Origin of the sequence: Dermacoccus sp. PE3, from assembly GCF_001021715.1 — a bacterium.
Taxonomy (GTDB): Bacteria; Actinomycetota; Actinomycetes; order Actinomycetales; family Dermatophilaceae; genus Dermacoccus; species Dermacoccus abyssi.
This window is the reverse complement of the sequence record NZ_LDCM01000002.1, coordinates 428,460-447,827: the sequence shown is the minus strand read 5'-3', so window position 1 is coordinate 447,827 and position 19,368 is coordinate 428,460. Positions and strand designations below refer to the sequence as shown.

The following is a 19,368-nucleotide window of genomic DNA, read 5'->3' as shown; positions in this document are numbered from 1 at the left end:
GTCGCCTCGTTCGTTCCTCAGCCGGGCAGGTGCAGCGTCGGCTGCGCGTCCTCGGCCGGGAGCGTCCACGTGTGGCGATCGGCGTCGCTCTGGTCGCCGGAGCGCAGATCCTTCACCTGATCGGCGTTGGGAACGCCGTCGCTCTCGCCGCCGAGGAACCACACGAAGGGGATGCCGCGACGGTCGGCGAACTGGATCTGTTTGCCGAACTTGGCTGCCTTCGGCGAGACGAGCGTCGGGATGCCACGAGCGCGCAGTGCGGCCGCCACGCGCATGCTCTCGTCACGCGATGCCTCGTCCGTCACGGCGACGAGCACCGCGGTGGGCGTCGGGCGCGTGGCGGCGAGGCCGCGCTCACCGATGAGCTTCGCGAGCAGGCGTGAAACACCGATCGAGAGGCCCACACCCGGGTAGGTCTTCTTGCCGTCGCTGGCGAGCGCGTCGTAGCGGCCACCGGAGCAGATCGAGCCGTACACCTCGTCACCGACGAGCTGCGTTTCGTAGACCGTGCCGGTGTAGTAGTCGAGACCGCGCGCGATCTTGAGTTCCGCGACGAGCAGACCGGGCGCGTGCTCGGCCGCGGTGTCGATGACGGCCTTGAGCTGCGCCAGCCCCTCGTCGAGAATCTCGTGCTCGACGCCGAGAGCGCGCACCTTCTCGACGAAGCTGGAGTCGCTCGTCGAGATCGCGGCGAGGGCGAGCACCTTGTCGGCGTTCTCGTCGCTGACGCCTTCGGCGACGAGCAGTTCCTTGACCTTCGCCGGTCCGATCTTGTCGAGCTTGTCGACGATGCGCAGCGTGCCGGTGATGTCGTCGATGCCGAGGCCGCGGTAGAAGCCCTCGGGGATCTTGCGGTTGTTCACCTGGATGCGGAAGTCACCGATGGGCAGGCGCTTGAACACGTCGGCGATGACGAGCGGGAGCTCGACCTCGTAGTGGAAGGGCAACTCCCCCGCGTCGACGATGTCGATGTCGGCCTGAACGAACTCGCGGTAGCGCCCCGCCTGCGGGCGCTCGCCGCGCCAGACCGGCTGGATCTGGTAGCGGCGGAACGGGAACGTCAGCTTGCCGGAGTTCTCGAGCACGTACCGGGCGAAGGGCACCGTGAGGTCGAAGTGCAGGCCGAGTCCGGCCTCCTTCGCGTCGCTCTCGTCGGCAGCCAGGCGGGAGACGGCGTAGATCTCCTTGTCCGCGTCACCGCCCTTGCCGACCAGACGCTCGACGGGCTCCACGGCCCGCGTGTTGATCGGCTCGAAGCCGTGGAGCTCGAAGACCTCAGCGATGACGTCGAGCACCATCTGCTCGGCGTAACGCTGTGCGGGAAGCCATTCGAGGAAGCCGGAGATCGGCGTGACCTTGCTCATGAGGTGAGTCCTTGGAGATACGGGTTGGTGGCGCGCTCACGCGCGATCGTGGTAGCCGGGCCGTGCCCGGGAAGAACGAGGGAGGAATCGGGCAGCGGAAGCACCTTGTCGCGCAGGCTGCGCTGCATGGCTTCGGCGCTGCCGCCGATGAGGTCGGTGCGGCCGATCGAGCCGGCGAACAGGACGTCACCGGTGACGACGGTGCTCGTCACCGACGCCGCCGTGGCGTCGTCGAGCCCCTGGGGAACGTCGTCGATCGTGAACATGACCGAACCCTCCGTGTGCCCCGGTGCATGGGTGACGCCGAACGTCAGGCCGGCGAGCTCCAGTGGGGCGCCCTCGTGGATCGAGACGACCTTCTCGGGCTCCTGCCACGTGGCGGCCTTGCCGAACGACTGCTCGAGCATGCCGCGAAGCTGCGGGCCGAGCTGGGCGTACGGATCGACGAGGCGGTAGCGGTCGTCCTCGTGGATGTGCGCCGCGATCGTGCCGCCGCACACCGGCGTCACGGAGAAGGTGTGGTCGAGATGGCCGTGCGTGAGCAGTACCGCGGTCGGCTTGAGGTCGAGTTCGGCGAGCACGTGCTCGAGCTGGTCGGTGACGCCGATGCCCGGGTCGACGACCACACACTCGGAGCCGCGCTCACGCGCGACGACGTAGCAGTTCGTGCCCATCGCGGCAGCAGGGAAGGAAACGGTCAGCACCCGCCCAAGCCTACTGGCCGCGGCCACTCGGCTTTCGTGCGTACCTCAGTGCCGTGAAGTGTGTTGCCCGTCCGGGCGTGACATTGGCCGCATCCCACCTAGACTGATCGGGTTGCTGCCGGGGTGACGCATGACCGATTCCCCGGCTACGTCGAGAAAAAGGCATGAACGTGTCCGAGGACTCCACCACTCCCACCCCGACGCCCGGTTCCATCAAGCCGAGCGCAATGCCGAAGCCCACCGCGGTTCCGGCCGCCGCCGAAGCGTCCGGGATGCCCGCTGCCGCTCCTGCAGCGCCCATCGCCCCCGTTGCCGAGTCCACGTCCAACGCGGCGTCGTTCGGCCGTGTCGGCGAGGACGGCACGGTCTACGTCAAGACCCCAGACGGTGAGAAGGCTGTCGGTTCCTACCCCGGCAAGAGTGAGGACGAGGCGCTCGCCTACTTCGCGCGCAAGTACGACGAACTGCACGCCAGCGCAGCCCTGCTCCTGCAGCGCGTCACGCAGACTGACGTTTCGGCCCACGACGCCACCGAGTCGCTGAAGAACCTGCGCAAGCAGGTCGGCGAGGCGAACGTCGTCGGTGACCTGCCGGCGCTCGACGGCATCGTCGAGGACATCGCGACGGCGCTGCGCGTCAAGGCGCAGGTCGAGGGCGAGCAGCGCGCCGCCGCGAAAGCCGAGGCGCTCAAGCAGCGTGAGGCTCTCGTCGCCGAGGCCGAGCAGATCGCCGCGCAGGACCCGGAGAAGGTGCAGTGGAAGAAGTCCACCACCCGCATGCGTGAGCTCCTCGACGAGTGGAAGACCCACCAGAAGGGCGGCGCGCGCCTCGACCGTGACGTCGAGTCGACGCTCTGGCAGCGCTTCTCCGCGGCCCGCAACGGCTTCGACAAGACGCGACGCGCGCACTTCAGCAAGCTCGACGAACAGCACGGTGCGGCGAAGAAGGAGAAGGAGCGCCTCGTCGCCGAAGCCGAGAAGCTCCAGAACTCCACCGACTGGGGTTCGACGGCGTCCGCGTTCAAGCGCCTCATGGGTGATTGGCGTGCCGCCGGCCGCGCGTCGCGCGCCGACGACGACGCGCTGTGGCAGCGCTTCAAGGCCGCGCAGGACGCGTTCTTCGCGGCCAAGGACGAGGTCGTCGCCGAGGAGAACAAGGAGTTCGAGGCGAACGCCAAGGTCAAGGAGGAGCTGCTGGCCGAGGGTCAGAAGATCCTGCCGGTCAAGGAACTCGGCGCCGCCAAGGCGCAGCTGCGCGCGCTCCAGGAGAAGTGGGACGCCGCGGGCAAGGTGCCGCGCAAGGACATGGACCGGCTCGAGAAGGGCATGCGCCGCATCGAGAACGCCGTGCGTGACGCCGAGCAGGCGCAGTGGAAGAAGTCCGACCCCGAGGTGAGCGCCCGCGCCAACTCGATGGTCGCGCAGTTGGAGTCGGCCATCGCCGACCTGCAGGCCGACGTCGACGCCGCCGAGGCGTCGGGCAACTCCAACAAGGCCAACAAGCTGCGTCAGGAGCTGAACGCGAAGCAGTCCTGGCTCGACCAGGTGCGTTCCACCGCCAGCGAGCTCGACGGCTGAGAGGTTTGATCTGATGTTCGGATCCGGTCGGTTCACGACGGATTCGGCCGCCGAAGGGCTGGTCGCTTACCTGAGCACCAGCCCTTCGCCGTTCCACGCGGTCGAGTCCACGGTACGTCTGCTCGAGGAGGCGGGCTTCGTGCGTCTCGACGAGGTCGACGTGTGGCCCACGGCGCCAGGGCGCTACGTCACGACGCGGGGCGGTTCGCTCGTCGCGTGGTCGAGCGAGCAGGTGGGTGAAGGCGCCTTCACGAAGGCTTCGGCGGAGGCGGTGCCCGGCTTCCGCATCGTCGGTGCGCACACCGACTCCCCCAACCTGCGCATCAAGCCGCGCCCCGATCACGAGCGCGCCGGATGGCAGATGCTCGGTGTCGAGCCGTACGGCGGCCTGCTGCTCAACTCGTGGCTCGATCGCGACCTCGGTCTTTCGGGGCGCGTCTCCGTTCGCGAGGCCGACGGTTCGGTCGGCACGCGCCTGTTCCAGTGCGACGAGCCGCTGCTGCGCGTCTCCCAGCTCGCCATCCACCTCGACCGTTCCACGAATGACGGCCTGACGCTCAACAAGCAGGCTCACATGGAGCCGCACTGGGCGCTCTCTCAGGTGCCCACGTTCGGCGAGTGGCTCGCCGACCAGGTGGGCGTCGAGCCCCTCGACGTCCTCGCGTGGGACGCGATGACGCACGACACGCAGGCCCCGGCTCGCACGGGGCTGCACCACGAGTTCGTCGCCGGCGCCCGTATGGACAACCTGGCCACGAGCTTCGCAGCGACGACGGCGCTCCTCGACGCGGTGGAGAACCCGGCGGACGAGCCGGTCATCCCCCTCATCGTGCTGTTCGACCACGAGGAGATCGGCTCGATGTCGGAGCGGGGCGCGTTCTCGGCGTACCTGCCCACCGTTCTCGAGCGCATCGTCTCGGCCCTCGGCGGGTCACGCGACGCCCTGCACCGTTCCCTGGCGCGCACCGTCATCGCCTCGGGCGACATGGCGCACGCCACGCACCCGAACTACGCCGATCGTCACGAGCCGGCGCACCACATCGCGATGAACGGCGGCCCGGTGCTCAAGGTGAACACGAACCTGCGCTACGCGACGGACGCCGTCGGGGCGGCGCACTTCGCCGCCGCATGCCGTCAGGCGGGCGTGCCCATGCAGGAGTTCGTCGTGCGCTCGGACCTGCCGTGCGGCTCGACGGTCGGCCCGATGACGGCGGCCCTCTCCGGTGCGACAACGGTCGACTTCGGCGCCCCGACCCTCTCGATGCACTCGATTCGTGAACTCGTCGGCGCGGCCGACCAGGCGATGTACGCGGCCGCGCTCGCGGCCTTCCTCGCCCCACGAGGTGCGTGAGACGCGGGCTGCTGCTCGACTGACGAGGAAAGTGCAGGTTGTGCGTGATATTTCACGAACAACCTGCACTTTGTTCATCAGTCATCGAGCGGGCTTAATTCGGTTGCGTCGAATTGGCGCACCGGCATCAACTGGGACGATGTTTGAGCACCTCGCACTTCGTCCGCTCCAGGTCAGCGACGCAGCCGACATGTCCGAGGTGCTGCCGGATCCCGAGCTCTATCGGTTCACGGGCGGTCATCCCCCAACGACGGGCGAACTGGAACGCCGCTACGCGGTTCAAACCCGAGATGGCTCCCCCGCCGGCCTCGAGATCTGGATCAACGAACTCGTCTTCGCCCGGACTGACAGCGGCGAGCGGCCAGTGGGCTTCGTTCAGGCCACCATCCCTGTCGACACCGGGCCCACAGAGATCGCCTGGGTGATCGGAGTCCCCTGGCAGGGAAACGGTTACGGCCACCGCGCAGCCTCGCTCCTCATGGAGCAGCTTCGAGAACGAGGCATCACCGACGTGATCGCTCACATCCATCCCGACCACACGGCGTCACAGCGGATCGCGCAGCGGCTTGCGATGGAGCCGGCCGACATCACGATCGACGGCGAGACCCTGTGGAAGGGCACGACTCCCGAACCAACGCGAGGTTGACTGAAGCTCTCTGCGCGCCCAGGTCGAACGGGTCAGTTCTTCTGTGTCGCTACCCCGGTCTCGTCGGCACTGTCGCCCGGCTCCCCCGGCTGGTCCTTGGCCTTCGCTCCCGTGCCCGTCAGTCGGTAGACGTCGAAGACGCCGCTGACGCGCCGGACGGCACGCATGACGTGGTCGAGGTGGCTCGCATCGCCCATCTCGAACGTGAACTTGCTGACGGCGACGCGGTTGCTCGCCGTCGTGAGGGCCGCCGACAGGATGTTGACGTGCTGGTCGCTCAGGGCGCGTGTGATGTCCGAGAGCAGACCGTTGCGGTCGAGCGCCTCCACCTGCAACTGGACGAGGAAGACGCTCGCCTGTCCCGGCGCCCAGGCCACCTTGATGAGGCGCTCCGGTTGACGCTTGAGGTCGTCGATGTTCGTGCAGTCGCTGCGGTGTACCGACACGCCGCGACCCGTCGTCACGAAGCCGACGATGTCGTCGCCCGGCACAGGCATGCAGCAGCGCGCGAGCTTCACCCACACGTCGTCCGTGCCGACGACGGTGACGCCCGGGTCGGCCTTCATCCGCGGGCGGCCGGTGCGCGGCGTCGCCGCCTCCGCCATGTCCTCGGTGGTCGCCTCTTCCCCACCGAGCGCCGAGACGAGCGAGCGCACGACCGCCTCGGTGGAGATGTGCCCGTCACCGATCGCGGCGTAGAGCGCGTCGATGTCGGCGTGGTTGAGGCGCGTGGCGACGTCCGTCAGGCTGTCGTGCGACATGAGCCGCTGCAGCGGCAGACCCTGCTTGCGCAGCGTCTTCGCGAGGGCGTCCTTGCCCTTCTCGATGGCCTCCTCGCGGCGCTCCTTGCTGAACCACTGCTTGATCTTGCTCTTGGCTCGCGGCGACTTGACGAAGCCGAGCCAGTCGCGGCTCGGACCCGCGCCATCGGCCTTGGACGTGAGCACCTCGACGACGTCACCCGTGGCGAGTGTCGTCTCCAGCGTGGCGAGGCGTCCGTTGACCCGGGCACCGATGCAGTGGTGCCCCACCTCGGTGTGCACGGCGTACGCGAAGTCGACGGGCGTCGAACCCGCCGGCAGCGCGATGATGCCGCCCTTGGGCGTGAAGACGTACAGCTCGCGGCTGCCGACCTCGAAGCGCAGCGACTCGAGGAACTCCCCCGGATCCTCCGTGTCGCGCTGCCACTCGAGCAGCTGCCGCAACCAGGCCATGTCGTTCGTTCCGGCAGCCGTCGACGCCGCATGGCCGGCGTTCTCGACGCCACGCTTCGCGTCGTCCTTGTACTTCCAGTGCGCGGCGACACCGTACTCGGCGCGACGGTGCATGTCGTACGTACGGATCTGGATCTCCACCGGCTTGCCGCCGGGACCCACGACCGTCGTGTGCAACGACTGGTACATGTTGAACTTCGGCATCGCGATGTAGTCCTTGAACCGCCCCTGAATGGGCGTCCATCGCGTGTGCAGGGTGCCGAGCACTGCGTAACAGTCGCGTACCGACTCGACGAGCACGCGCACGGCGACAAGGTCGTAGATGTCCTCGAAGTCGCGCCCCCGCACGATCATCTTCTGGTACACGGAGTAGTAGTGCTTCGGGCGTCCGGTGACCTCACCCTTGATGCGCGCCGCGCGCAGATCGCTCGCGACCTGCTCCTTCACGGTGCGCAGGTAGGACTCGCGAGCCGGCGAACGATCCGCCACGAGACGCACGATCTCGTCGTAGATCTGTGGGTACAGCGTCGAGAACGACAGGTCCTCGAGCTCCCACTTGATCGTGTTCATCCCGAGGCGGTGAGCCAGCGGAGCGTAGATCTCGAGCGTCTCGGTGGCCTTGCGCTGGGCCGAGGCTTGCGAGACGTAGCGCCACGTGCGCGCGTTGTGGAGACGGTCGGCGAGCTTGATGACGAGCACCCGGATGTCCTGCGCCATCGCGACGACCATCTTGCGCACCGTTTCGGCCTGCGCAGCGTCGCCGTAGGTGACCTTGTCGAGCTTCGTCACGCCGTCGACGAGGCGGGCGATCTCGGGGCCGAAATCCTTCGTCAGCTGGTCGAGGGAGTAGTCCGTGTCCTCGACGGTGTCGTGCAGCAGCGCGGCGGCCAGCGTCGGCGGCGTCATGCCGAGTTCGGCAAGGATCGTCGCGACGGCGAGCGGGTGCGTGATGTACGGGTCGCCGCTCTTGCGCACCTGGTGACGGTGGCAGCGCTCCGCGACCTCGTACGCCCGCACGATTAGCGCGGTGTCGGCCTTGGGGTGGGTCTCGCGAACGGTGCGAAGCAGCGGTTCGAGAACGCGGTTGTTGCTCGGGCGCGGACCGCCGAAGCGCACCAGCCTCTGGCGCACTCGCGACGACGAACTCGAACCGGACTGCTCAACCATGGGCCGATAGTAGTGGCAAACGCCACTCAGCCGACGACGAGGCCCGTGTGAACGGGCCAACGCTCCAGGCGTGCTCGGCCGTCGAGGAAGGCCAGTTCGACCAGGACGTCGAACCCGACGACGCTTCCGCCGACCTTTTCGACGAGCTCGCACGACGCCACAGCCGTGCCACCGGTGGCGAGGACGTCGTCGATGACGAGCACTCGCGCGCCCGGCTTCACGGCGTCGGTGTGCATCTCGATGGTCGCCGAGCCGTACTCGAGGTCGTACGACTGCGCGACGACCTCACCGGGCAGCTTGCCCTTCTTGCGAATCGGGACGAATCCGACGCCCATGCGCTGGGCCAGCGGTGCCCCGATGACGAACCCACGCGCCTCGACGCCCGCGACGACGTCGACGCCGCCCTCGTGACGCTCCGCGAGGAGATCGAGCACCGAACCGAAAGCCGCGGCGTTCGCGAACAGCGGCGTGATGTCCTTGAACACCACGCCCGGCGTCGGGAAGTCAGCGACGTCCCGAGTGTGCCGAGCGACGAGGCCGGCCACCCGCTGCTGGTAGTCCGTCATCACTCGTCTCGCTGAGCAGCCGGGTGTGCACCACGACGACGCATCGTCGCCGAAGCGCCGCTCGCTGCACCGGAGGCAGCCCGGCTCGTCAGCACACCCGAGGAGTCGGCGCCGTGGCCGGCTTCCTCGTCACTGTCACCCGCGGCCCGCTTCTGGTAGGCCTTGGCGCGACGCGCCAGCTCCTGCACGCCCTTCTCACGGCGACGCAGGTCGGTGAGCGCCGGCGTCGCGATGAAGATCGAGGAGAACGTACCGACGGCCACACCGATGAACAGGGCGACCGCGATGTCGAGCAGCGTGCTCGGGCCGATGAAGAAGACACCGACGACGAGGATCGCCGCGATCGGCAGGAGGGCCACGACCGAGGTGTTGATCGAACGCACGAGCATCTGGTTGACGGCGTAGTTCGCGGCTTGGTCGAAGCTGCGGCGTCCCGTCGCGAAGGCCTCGGACGCGTTCTCGCGCACCTTGTCGAAGACGACGACGGTGTCGTAGATCGAGTAACCGAGGATCGTGAGGAAGCCGATCATCGTCGCCGGCGTCACCTCGAGACCCGTAAGGGCGTAGATACCGACGGTGAAGAACAGGTCGTGGATGAGGGCGATGAGCGCAGCAGCCGCCATCTTCCACGTGCGGAAGTACAGCGCGAGCACGACCGACACGAAGGCGAGGAAGACGAACAGGGCGACGATGGCCTTGTTCGTCACGCTTTCACCCCAGGAAGGGCCGATGAACGAGGTCTCGGCGCTCGTGGCCGGAACGTCGAACTCCTTGGCCAGGGCGTTCTTGACGGCCTCCGTGGTGGCCGGGGTGCCGTCGCCGAGCTTCTCGGCCTGCACGCGGACCGTGCCCTCACCGAGCTTCGAAACACGCAGGTTCGATTCGGTCTTCGTCACCGACGTGACGGCGTCGGCAGCACGCGTGTCGTAGCTGGCCGTGTTCGAGATACCGGGAACGCGGATCTCGGAGCCGCCGGTGAACTCGAGGCCGAAGTTGAGGCCACGACCGAACAGACCGGCTGCGGCGAGGACGAGCAGCACGGCGGTCAGGGCGTACCAGCGCTTGCGCTTGCCGATGAAGTCGAACTGACGACGACCCGTGTAGAGGTCGTTTCCGAACGTTGCGAAGCTGGCCATCAGGCGGTGCCCTCCTGAGCTGCGCGGCGACGGTCGGCCAGCGTCACGCGGCCGCGACCCGCGTACGTGGCGGTGCGCGCACCGAGACGCTCCGGGTCGAGACCCGAGGCCGGGTGGCCGTTACCGAAGAACTTCGTACGGGCGAGAAGTGCCACTACGGGGTGGGTGAACAGCATGACGACCAGGAGGTCGATGAGCGTCGTGAGGCCGAGCGTGAACGCGAAGGCCTTGACCGTGCTCTCCGACAGGACGTACAGCACGGCGGCCGCGAGGAAGTTCACCGCGTCCGAGATGATGATCGTGCGCTTGGCCCGGGCCCAACCGGTGTCGACCGCGGCTCGTAGTGGCCGTCCCGAGCGCACTTCGTCTCTCACGCGTTCGAAGTACACGATGAACGAGTCGGCGGTGATACCGATCGCGACGATGAGGCCCGTGACACCCGCCATGGACAGACGGAAGTTGTTGACCGAACCCAGCAGCGTCACGGCGAGGTAGGTCATGGCCGCTGCGACGAGCAGGGACGCGACCGTCACGAGGCCGAGCGCACGGTACTGGAAGAGCGAGTACAGGACGACGAGGCCGAGACCGATGGCGCCGGCGATGATGCCCTTCGTCAGCTGGTCGGAGCCGAGCTCCGGGCTCAGCTGATCGGACGTGAGTTCCTTGAACGACATCGGCAGCGCACCGAACTTGAGGGAGTCAGCGAGCAGCTTGCCGCTCTCGGCTGTGAACCCACCCGTGATCTGGGCCTGGCCCGACGTGAGCGGCTCACGGACGTTCGGGGCCGAGATCGACTGACCGTCGACCGTGATGGCGAAGCGGTTGCGCGGCTCCTGGAGGAGCGCCACTCGGCGCGTCACGTTGGCGAAGGCCGTCTTGCCCTCACCGTTGAGCTTGAGGTCGACGGCGATCTCGCCCGTCTGGTTGCCCTGCTGGTTCGTGGCCATACCGCTGCTCGCGTCCGTGAGATCGGCGCCCTTGACCTCGACCGGTCCGAGCAGCAGCTTCTCGTTGCCCTCCTTCGAACAGACGACAACCGGCTTGTTCGCCGGGATGCTCGCCGCGACCTCCTGGTAGGAGGGCGTGCAGGCATAGACCTGGAGCAGCTGGTTGTACGTCATGTTCGACGAGGCGATGCCGGCCTTGACCCAGGCGGCGTCGACCTTCTGCTCGCCCCACGCGGTGTCGCTGGCGTTCTCCGGGCCGGCCTGCTTGTAGGCCGAGGGCAGGACGTCCTTCGACGAGCTGGAACTCGACGGTGCAGGCGACGACGATCCGCCCGAGGAGCTCGCCGACGGGGAGGCCGACGCCGAAGCCGAGGGCGTCGCCTGGTTCGCGCCGGAGCTCTTGATGACCTCGGGCAGGCGGTAGGGCGACTGTCCCTGCTTCGAGCCCTGGGCCGTCGCGACGACGGCGCGGAAGTCGAGCTGCGAGGAGCGCGACAGGGAGTCGAGCACCTGACGGCTCGGGTTGCCCGGAATCGACACGACGATGTTGCGCGCACCGAGCGTCGTCACCTCGGCCTCGGCGGTGCCGGACGCGTCGACGCGGTTGCGGATGATGTCGACGGCCTGCTTGACCTGCGACTCGTTGACGGACGAACCGCCGGTGACGACAGGTTCGAGGACGACCTCACGGCCACCCTCGAGGTCGAGACCGAGCTTCGGCAGCCAGCTGTCCGTTGCCGCGATTCCGCCGATGAGAGCCAGGAACACGATGAGGAGGCCGGCGAGGCTCTTCTTCGGGCTGGACGGCGGAGTCTTCTTCGCCTTCACGCGGTTCGGGCGGTTCGAGTCGATGTTGTGCGGCGCGCCGGTCGGCGTGCTCATCGTGCGTCGCCCTCGGCGCCTGCGGCGTCGTCGCCTCGGTTCTCGTCCTGAACCCGACCGGAGACCGGGTCGACATTGGCCGGCAGCAGGGCGCGGCGGTCGAAGCGGATCACCGTGCCGGGCGCCACCTCGACCTCGCCCGTGGCGTCGTCGAGGCGACGCAGCGTGCCGTACATTCCACTCGTCGTGCAGACCTCGTCGCCCACGCTCAGCGCAGCCTGCGCCCTCTGGGTCGCCTGGGCTCGCTTGCGCTGGCTGAAGAACATCAGCGCAATGAGGAGGAAGGGCAGGAGCAGCAGGAGCATCGAGAAGCCGGAGCCTCCCGACTGCGATGCGGCAACCATGTTCGGCATGAAGGTCCTCACGTAGTTCTCGGGTCTGCCGGGGCCCGCATCCACGTCAGGTGCCGGACCACTGGCCGCACCACCCTACCCGGTGAAGCGCCCGTCCCCACCCTCGGCCGGGTCGAACAGCGCGCCGCCCAGGGACGATTCCGGTGGGGTGAGCCCGAGGTGACTCCACGCGAGGGGCGCCGCAGCGCGCCCTCGCGGCGTGCGGATCATGTAGCCCTCGCGCACGAGGTACGGCTCAGCCACGGTCTCGACGGTGTCGGGCTCCTCACCGACGGCGACGGCGAGTGTCGACAGGCCCACAGGCCCACCACCGAACCGGCGGCACAGGGCCTCGAGCACGGCACGGTCGAGCCTGTCGAGACCGCTCGCGTCGACATCGAAGAGGTCGAGCGCGGCTCGGGCCGACCCCAGGTCGACGACCTGACGGCCGTGCACCTGCGCGTAGTCACGGACGCGGCGCAGGAGTCGGTTCGCGATGCGCGGGGTACCGCGCGAGCGACCGGCGATCTCCTCGATGCCCTCGCGCGTCGCGGGCACGCCGAGCAGGTCGGCGTTGCGCGCGAGGATGGCAGCAAGATCGCTCGCCTTGTAGTAGTCGAGGTGGCCGGTGAAGCCGAAGCGGTCACGCAGCGGCGCGGGCAGCAGCCCCGCACGCGTGGTGGCGCCGACGACGGTGAACGGCGGCAGTTCGAGCGGGATGGCCGTCGCGCCCGGCCCCTTGCCGACGATGACGTCGACTCGGAAGTCTTCCATCGCGAGGTAGAGCATCTCCTCCGCCGGGCGGGCCATGCGGTGGATCTCGTCGAGGAAGAGCACCTCGCCCTCGGTGAGAGAGCTGAGGATGGCCGCCAGGTCACCCGCGTGCTGGATGGCTGGTCCGCTCGTGATGCGAATAGGGGCCTCGAGCTCGCTCGCCACGATCATGGCGAGCGTCGTCTTGCCGAGCCCGGGAGGGCCTGAGAGGAGGACGTGGTCCGGCGGAGCACCGCGTCGGCGCGCCGCCTCGAGCACGAGCCCGAGCTGATCACGCACCCGCTCCTGACCGGGGAAGTCGGCCAGCTTCTTCGGTCTCAGGGCCGCTTCGAGCTGCTGCTCGTCCTCGGAACCGTTCGGGTCGACGAGGCGCGGCGAGATGTCGGCGCTGTGGTCCTCGAAGTGTGCCGGACTCATCGGCCGAGCTCCCGTAGGGCCAGGCGCAACAGGACGGGCGTCGTGGCGCCGTCGGCCTCGGGCAGCTTGGCGACCTTGGCCACGGCGTCATCGGCCTGCTTGGCGCTCCAGCCGAGCCCCACGAGCGCCTCTGCCACCTGCGAGTCACCCGGTGTCGTCGCGGCAGGTACCTCGGGCGTGGCCTCTGTTTCGCCCGTACCGACGGGCACGACCTTGTCGCGCAGTTCGAGGACGATGCGCTCCGCGCCCTTCTTTCCGATGCCGGGCACCTTCGTCAGAGCCGTGACGTTGCCCGTGGCGATCGCCGACGACAGCTGCACCGGGTCGTGAACGGCCAGCATCGCGAGCGCGAGGCGCGGCCCCACCCCGCTGACGGTCTGCACCTGCTCGAACAGGGCGCGTTCGTCGTCACCGCCGAAGCCGAAGAGGGTGAGCGAGTCCTCACGCACTACCAGCGACGTCGCCAGGCGCATCGACTCCCCCGGGCGCGCCGAGGCGGCCGTCGTAGGCGTGGTGTGGACGAGCAGCCCGACTCCCCCGACCTCGAGGACGACGGTGTCGAGCGTCGCTGCTGCGACGGCGCCGGTGAGGCTGGAGATCATGGACGGGCTCCTCGGGTGGTGGCGTCGCGGGAGGCGGACGAGCGCAGCGGCTCACGATACTGCTTGGCCGCCGAACGGGATCGACGCGCCGCAGCAGCTTCTGCGGCACGGTACTGGGCTGCCGCCGGGGCGAGTGGACGCTCGCCGTCGGTGTTGGCCCGACGGGCGGCACCCGCACCACGCCAGTGGTGACAGATGGCAAGAGCCAGAGCGTCGGCGGCGTCAGCAGGCTTGGGGACGCTCTCGAGACCGAGGATGCGCGTCACCATGGCCGTCACCTGAGCCTTGTCGGCCCGCCCGTTGCCCGTGACAGCTGCCTTCACCTCGGACGGCGTGTGCAGACCGAGCGGCAACCCGCGCGACGCAGCAGCGAGCATCGGAACGGCGGAGGCCTGGGCGGTGCCCATGATGGTCGAGACGTCGTTTCGGGCGAACATGCGCTCGACGGCGACGGCGTCCGGCCTGGTGCGTTCGAAGACGGCCTCGAGTTCCACCTGCAACTCGTGAAGACGCTCGTGCAGTGGGGTGTCCGCACCGGTGCGGATCACGCCGACCGTGACGATCTGCAGGCGACCGCCGGGAGCGCCCTGAACCACTCCGACGCCGCAGCGCGTCAGACCGGGGTCAACGGCGAGCACACGCATGCGCAACGCTCCTTCCGCTGACGGGACCGCCCCGGCACCTGACCAACAAGATGACAAGACGATGAGTCGATGCGAACACCTGTTCGCACCCGATCACTCTACCGTCGCACACGCCGAAGGCGACCCGACCCGCCGAGGGTCGAGCCGCCTTCCGCTGGTGACGTGCTTGCCGATCAGTCCTCGGCGTCGAGTTCGGCGAGAACCTCGTCCGAGACCTGACCGTTGGCGAAGACGTTCTGCACGTCGTCGCTGTCCTCGAGTGCCTCGATGACACGGAACATCTTCTTCGCGCCGTCCTTGTCGAGGGGAACCTCCATCGACGGCATCCACGAGGCCTCGGCGGAGTCGTAGTCGATACCGGCCGACTGCAACGCCTCACGCACACCCACGAAGTCGCCCGCTTCGGAGACGATCTCGAAGGACTCACCGAGGTCGTTGACCTCCTCGGCACCGGCCTCGAGGACGATCTCAAGGACGCCGTCCTCCGTCGCGTCGTCCTTGTCTCCCTGGTCCTTGGGCACGATGACGACGCCCTTGCGGTTGAACAGGTAGGCGACCGAACCGGAGTCGGCCATCGAGCCGCCGTTCTTCTGCAGAGCGGTACGAACCTCGGCGACGGCGCGGTTCTTGTTGTCCGTCAGGCACTCGATGAGCACGGCGACGCCGCCAGGGGCATAACCCTCGTACATGAGGGCCTGGTACTCGGCTCCACCGGCCTCTGCGCCCGAACCGCGCTTGACGGCCCGGTCGATGTTGTCGTTAGGGACCGACGACTTCTTCGCCTTCTGGATGGCGTCGTACAGCGTCGGGTTACCGGCCGGGTCGCCACCACCGGAACGGGCCGCAACCTCGATGTTCTTGATGAGCTTGGCGAACAGCTTGCCGCGCTTGGCGTCGATCGCAGCCTTCTTGTGCTTCGTCGTCGCCCATTTGGAGTGGCCGCTCATGTCTCCCTCTCGCTGGTCCGTCGTGCCGTTCCTCTGGGGTTCTGTCGCGGTGCTCCTTCGCCGAAGGCCCGCGGGGCGGCTCACGACGACACGCGCGTCCACCCGTCAGATCTGTCGGCAGTCTAACGGGGTGCGCTCCTCGCCTCACATCTGCTCAGGTGAACCACAGTTGCCGCGACACGGCACTGCAGGTTCATACTTTCAGACGTGACATCTTCGAACGGGTCCGCGTCGGTCACTGCGGAAACTGACGAGCGGGCCGGCGGGCACCGGAAGAAGGGTGCCGGCGCGCTCGTGCTCGGCGCGCTCGGTGTCGTCTTCGGCGACATCGGCACGAGCCCCCTGTACTCCGTGCAGAGCGTGTTCAACGCCAGCCACAACGCCGTCATCGCCAACGAGGCAGACATCTACGGAACGATCTCCTGGATGTTCTGGTCGCTCACCATCATCGTGACGATCAAGTACGTGCTCTTCGTGCTCCGCGCCGACAACGACGGCGAGGGCGGCATCATGGCGCTCGCGGCGCTCGTGCGCCAGGGAGTGCCCAAGGGCGGCAAGCGCTGGAGCGTCGTCATGCTTCTCGGCGTCATCGGAGCATCGCTGTTCTTCGGCGACAGCGTGATCACCCCCGCCATCTCCGTCATGTCGGCCGTCGAAGGCCTCGAAGTCGTGCGGCCCGGACTCAACCGGTACGTCGTACCGATCGGCGCCGTCATCATCACGATCCTGTTCCTCGTGCAGCGCAAGGGCACCGAGGTCGTCGGCAAGTTCTTCGGCCCCATCATGATCCTGTGGTTCGTCACCATCGCCGCCCTCGGCATCGGCCAGATCGTGCGCGACCCGCACATCCTCAAGGCGTTCCTGCCGAACTACGCCACGCTGTTCGTCGTCGAGCATCCCTTCATCGCGTTCATCGCCGCGGGCTCGATCGTCCTGTGCGTCACCGGCGCCGAGGCCCTCTACGCCGACATGGGTCACTTCGGGCGCGCCCCCATCACCCGAGCCTGGTTCCTCCTCGTGTTCCCCTCGCTCGTCCTCAACTACATGGGCCAGGGCTCGCTCATCCTCACCAACCCGGACAAGATCGCGAACCCGTTCTTCCTCCTCGCCCCCGAATGGGCGAAGCTACCGCTCGTCATCCTCGCGACCATGGCCACCGTCATCGCCTCCCAGGCCGTCATCTCCGGCGCGTTCTCCGTGGCACGACAGGCCGAACGAACCGGTTACCTGCCCCGCATGACCGTGCGTCACACCGGCCAGGAGGAAGAGGGCCAGATCTACATCCCCGGGGTCAACTGGGTGCTCTTCATCGGCGTCATGCTTCTGCTCTTCGCCTTCCGCAGTTCCGAGAAACTCGCCGTCGCCTACGGCCTCGCCGTCACCGGCACATTCCTCATGACGACGACGCTGTTCCTCGTCTACGCCCACAGCACGCTCAAGTGGCGCACCTGGCGCATCGTCACCCTCGGCGTCGCGCTCTACCTCTTCGAAGGCATCTTCTTCCTCGCCAACGTCGCCAAACTGCTGCACGGCGGTTGGCTACCCGTCGTCATCGCACTCGGCATCGGCATGTCCATGCTCACCTGGCAGAAGGGGCGCGCCATCGTCGCCACCCGTCGCCAGAGCATCGAAGGTCCCCTCGCCACCTTCGTCGAAACAGCCCGCAGCGGCGACCTGTGCGAAGTGCCCGGCACCGCCGTGTTCCTCCACCCCGACAAGGACACGACGCCCCTCGCCCTGCGCGAGAACGCCAACTTCAACCACGTCATCCACGAGAACGTCTTCATCGTCAGCACCCTCAGCGCCAACGTGCCCCACATCGCCCCCGAAGACACCGTCACCCTCGACCAACTCGGCAACGACTACGACCGCATCACCCACCTCACCCTCAAGTACGGCTTCCAGGACGACCAAGACGTCCCCGCCGCACTGCGCATCGCCAAGGAACAAGGCGTCGACATCGACCCCGACACCGCCTACTACTTCGTCTCCGAAATCGGCCTCCTCGACACCGGCCGCCCCGGCATGAACAAACTGCGCAAACTGCTCTTCATCGCCATGACCCACAACGCCGCCGTCCCCGCCGACTACTTCCGCCTCCCCAAGGAGCGGACGGTGATGATGGGAGCGCAGATCCTTTTGTAGGGCGCTCGCGCCCTACAAAAGGATCTGCCTGTCTTTTCCCTTGCGCTGTCGCACCGAGCGCCGGTCCGAGCTTGCGAGGACCGACGCTCGGTGCGACAGCGCTTCGGGGGCGTCCGCTTCCAGCCGGGTTCGGTTCTTGAAGAGCGTTGTGGCTTGGGTGCTTGCCTGGCTTTTCAGGCGGCGATTTCTGGGTTGGGTTTTCGAGGAACGGGAGTGCTCAGCGCCAGGCGGATGTCGTCGTCAGGCCCTCGACGTGGTCGTCGAACTCCACCGGGCGCGGCAAGTGGGTGCGGCCCGCCAAGTGCAACGCCCGCACCACCGGCTTCGCACGCACCCGACGGACATCCGTCACCGCCTCGTTGTGGAACCGGTGCGCCAACTCCACCCGCTCACACGCGTCAGCCAACCGGCGCCGAACCTGCGTGCCCGCCGCCGACGCCGGAGCCCAGTCCTCGACCACCGCGCCGAGGGCCGCCGTCAGCTCCCCCTCGATGAGCGCCCGTTCCTCGGGCACGCCCACCTCCTGCACCTCCGCGGTGATCTGAGCGCCTTCAGACGCCTCGAGCGACGCACTCGCCGCCGACGCCAGGAGAAACGCACTCGCAGCATCGAGGTCGGCGCCGTTCGCCAGTTCCAAGGCCACCTCCGCGCGCCGCACCAACTGGGCGTCGAGCGCCGCGAGCGACCCCTCGACCCGTGCGTGCAAACGGTCGAGCCGGGCAGCCGTGTAGCTCAGGTACCACGCGATGGCGAGCGCTCCCGCGAGGAGCAACGCAACAACGGTCCACTCCTGCACGACTACAACCTCCTCGCGATGCGCAACGTCCGCTCACTCACCTCGTGCGAGCTCGCCACCGTCTCGTAGGCCGTGAGGATGTGGCGTGCGACGGTGCTCCAGTCGTAGATTCGGGCGCGCTCCGCGCCCCGACGCGCCAGGTCTGCGCGGCGGTGGGGGTCGTCGAGCAACGCCGTCACACGGCGTGCGAGGTCGCCCTCGTCGCCCGTGCGGAACAGGACGCCGCAGCGTCCACCGTCCAACACGCGCGCGAACGCCTCGAGGTCGCTGGCCACAACCGGCACCCCGGCACTCAATGCCTCCACGAGGATGATGCCGAAACTCTCACCGCCGGTGTTCGGCGCGACGTAGAGGTCGACCGAGCGGAACAGCGACGCCTTCTCCGCGTCGGAGATCATGCCGAGGAACTCGATGCGCTCACGCATCTGCTCGGGAACGGCCTTGATCACCTCGTCGCGCTCCCCCGGCCCGGCGACGAGCAGCCGCACACCCGGGTAGCTGCGGGCGATCTGCGGCAGAGCGCGCACGAGGACGTCGAGACCCTTGCGCGGTTCGTTCATCCGCCCGAGGAACGCGATCGTCGGGCGCTCGTCCGTGCCGCGCCACGCAGGGTTCTGGGGTGCCTGCGCAAATTGGTCGACGTACACACCGTTCGGGACGACGACCGCGTCACCACCGAGGTGACGCGCCACCGTCTCACGCGCTGCCTGCGACACCGCGATGCGGCCCGTGATCTTCTCCAGGCCAGGACGAAGCAGCGGGTGCGCGGCGTGCAGCGCGCGAGAACGCACGTTGGAGGTGTGGAACGTCGCCACGACGGGTCCGTCATACGCCCACAGGGCGAGCATCGACACGCTGGGGCTGACCGGCTCGTGCGCGTGCAGGACGTCGAACTGACCGCGCTCCAACCAGCGGTTGACGCGGGCAGCCGTCAGTGGGCCGAAGGCGAGGCGCGCCACGGAGCCGTTGTAGCGAATCGGCACGGCACGCCCGGCGCTGACGAAGTAGTCGGGCATGTGCGTCTCGTCGTCCGCGGGCGCGAGGACGCTCACGTCGTGGCCGGCGCCGATGAGGTACTCGGCGAGGTCGCGCACGTGCAGCTGCACGCCGCCGGGCACGTCGAACGAGTACGGGCTGACGAGACCGACGCGCATCGT

General features: G+C 68.0%; 17 protein-coding genes. 4 read left to right on the top strand and 13 right to left on the bottom strand.

The window, feature by feature from the left end; translation table 11 throughout:
* Nucleotides 1-17: 17 nt before the first annotated feature.
* The gene (gene hisS, locus AA983_RS07495; protein ID WP_047311578.1) at nt 18-1,364 is read right to left on the bottom strand and encodes a histidine--tRNA ligase; all 1,347 of its coding nucleotides are present in this window, start codon (nt 1,362-1,364) and stop codon (nt 18-20) included.
* On the bottom strand, nt 1,361-2,068 hold the full coding sequence (locus AA983_RS07490; protein WP_047311577.1) for an MBL fold metallo-hydrolase: 708 nt from the start codon (nt 2,066-2,068) through the stop codon (nt 1,361-1,363). The genes hisS and AA983_RS07490 overlap by 4 nt, the downstream gene beginning before the upstream one ends.
* A gap of 164 nt (nt 2,069-2,232) precedes the next feature.
* Here AA983_RS07490 and AA983_RS07485 point away from each other — a divergent pair, with 164 nt between their 5' ends.
* From AA983_RS07485 to AA983_RS07475, 3 genes are all read left to right on the top strand, one after another.
* Nucleotides 2,233-3,645 (top strand): DUF349 domain-containing protein, encoded by a 1,413-nt coding sequence (locus AA983_RS07485; protein ID WP_231579557.1) that lies wholly within the window; start codon nt 2,233-2,235, stop codon nt 3,643-3,645.
* Nucleotides 3,646-3,658: 13 nt separating this feature from the next.
* Nucleotides 3,659-4,996, top strand: coding sequence for a M18 family aminopeptidase (locus AA983_RS07480; RefSeq protein WP_047311576.1), 1,338 nt, complete (start codon nt 3,659-3,661; stop codon nt 4,994-4,996).
* A gap of 139 nt (nt 4,997-5,135) precedes the next feature.
* Nucleotides 5,136-5,642, top strand: a complete 507-nt coding sequence (locus AA983_RS07475; RefSeq protein WP_047311575.1) for a GNAT family N-acetyltransferase — start codon at nt 5,136-5,138, stop codon at nt 5,640-5,642.
* Nucleotides 5,643-5,674: 32 nt separating this feature from the next.
* Here AA983_RS07475 and AA983_RS07470 read toward each other — a convergent pair whose 3' ends face one another.
* The 9 genes from AA983_RS07470 to AA983_RS07430 form a co-directional block, all read right to left on the bottom strand.
* Nucleotides 5,675-8,023: a bifunctional (p)ppGpp synthetase/guanosine-3',5'-bis(diphosphate) 3'-pyrophosphohydrolase gene (locus AA983_RS07470; protein WP_047311574.1), complete on the bottom strand. Its 2,349-nt coding sequence runs from the start codon at nt 8,021-8,023 to the stop codon at nt 5,675-5,677.
* 26 nt (nt 8,024-8,049) lie between these two features.
* Complete coding sequence (locus tag AA983_RS07465; protein WP_047311573.1) at nt 8,050-8,589, bottom strand: adenine phosphoribosyltransferase; 540 nt, start codon at nt 8,587-8,589, stop codon at nt 8,050-8,052.
* Nucleotides 8,589-9,725: a protein translocase subunit SecF gene (gene secF, locus AA983_RS07460; RefSeq protein ID WP_047311572.1), complete on the bottom strand. Its 1,137-nt coding sequence runs from the start codon at nt 9,723-9,725 to the stop codon at nt 8,589-8,591. Before secF ends, AA983_RS07465 begins: the two co-directional genes overlap by 1 nt.
* Nucleotides 9,725-11,554 carry a protein translocase subunit SecD gene (gene secD / locus AA983_RS07455; RefSeq protein ID WP_047311571.1) on the bottom strand — a complete coding sequence of 610 codons (1,830 nt, stop codon included), beginning with the start codon at nt 11,552-11,554 and terminating at the stop codon, nt 9,725-9,727. Before secD ends, secF begins: the two co-directional genes overlap by 1 nt.
* Nucleotides 11,551-11,907, bottom strand: coding sequence for a preprotein translocase subunit YajC (gene yajC / locus AA983_RS07450; protein WP_047311570.1), 357 nt, complete (start codon nt 11,905-11,907; stop codon nt 11,551-11,553). The genes secD and yajC overlap by 4 nt, the downstream gene beginning before the upstream one ends.
* Before the next feature lie 75 nt (nt 11,908-11,982).
* Entirely contained in the window at nt 11,983-13,077 is a 1,095-nt protein-coding gene (ruvB, locus tag AA983_RS07445) for a Holliday junction branch migration DNA helicase RuvB (protein ID WP_047311569.1), read from the bottom strand.
* Nucleotides 13,074-13,679, bottom strand: coding sequence for a Holliday junction branch migration protein RuvA (gene ruvA, locus AA983_RS07440; protein WP_047311568.1), 606 nt, complete (start codon nt 13,677-13,679; stop codon nt 13,074-13,076). Before ruvA ends, ruvB begins: the two co-directional genes overlap by 4 nt.
* Nucleotides 13,676-14,323: a crossover junction endodeoxyribonuclease RuvC gene (gene ruvC, locus AA983_RS07435; protein ID WP_047311567.1), complete on the bottom strand. Its 648-nt coding sequence runs from the start codon at nt 14,321-14,323 to the stop codon at nt 13,676-13,678. Before ruvC ends, ruvA begins: the two co-directional genes overlap by 4 nt.
* A gap of 173 nt (nt 14,324-14,496) precedes the next feature.
* Nucleotides 14,497-15,270 carry a YebC/PmpR family DNA-binding transcriptional regulator gene (locus AA983_RS07430; RefSeq protein ID WP_047311566.1) on the bottom strand — a complete coding sequence of 258 codons (774 nt, stop codon included), beginning with the start codon at nt 15,268-15,270 and terminating at the stop codon, nt 14,497-14,499.
* A gap of 207 nt (nt 15,271-15,477) precedes the next feature.
* Here AA983_RS07430 and AA983_RS07425 point away from each other — a divergent pair, with 207 nt between their 5' ends.
* Entirely contained in the window at nt 15,478-17,415 is a 1,938-nt protein-coding gene (locus AA983_RS07425) for a potassium transporter Kup (protein ID WP_047311565.1), read from the top strand.
* A gap of 217 nt (nt 17,416-17,632) precedes the next feature.
* On the opposite strand, the gene AA983_RS07420 is transcribed toward AA983_RS07425, so the two are convergent.
* A complete protein-coding gene (locus AA983_RS07420) occupies nt 17,633-18,211 on the bottom strand; it encodes a hypothetical protein (protein WP_047311564.1) in 579 nt (192 codons plus the stop codon).
* A gap of 2 nt (nt 18,212-18,213) precedes the next feature.
* Nucleotides 18,214-19,365 carry a glycosyltransferase family 4 protein gene (locus tag AA983_RS07415; RefSeq protein ID WP_047311563.1) on the bottom strand — a complete coding sequence of 384 codons (1,152 nt, stop codon included), beginning with the start codon at nt 19,363-19,365 and terminating at the stop codon, nt 18,214-18,216.
* Nucleotides 19,366-19,368 lie beyond the last annotated feature (3 nt).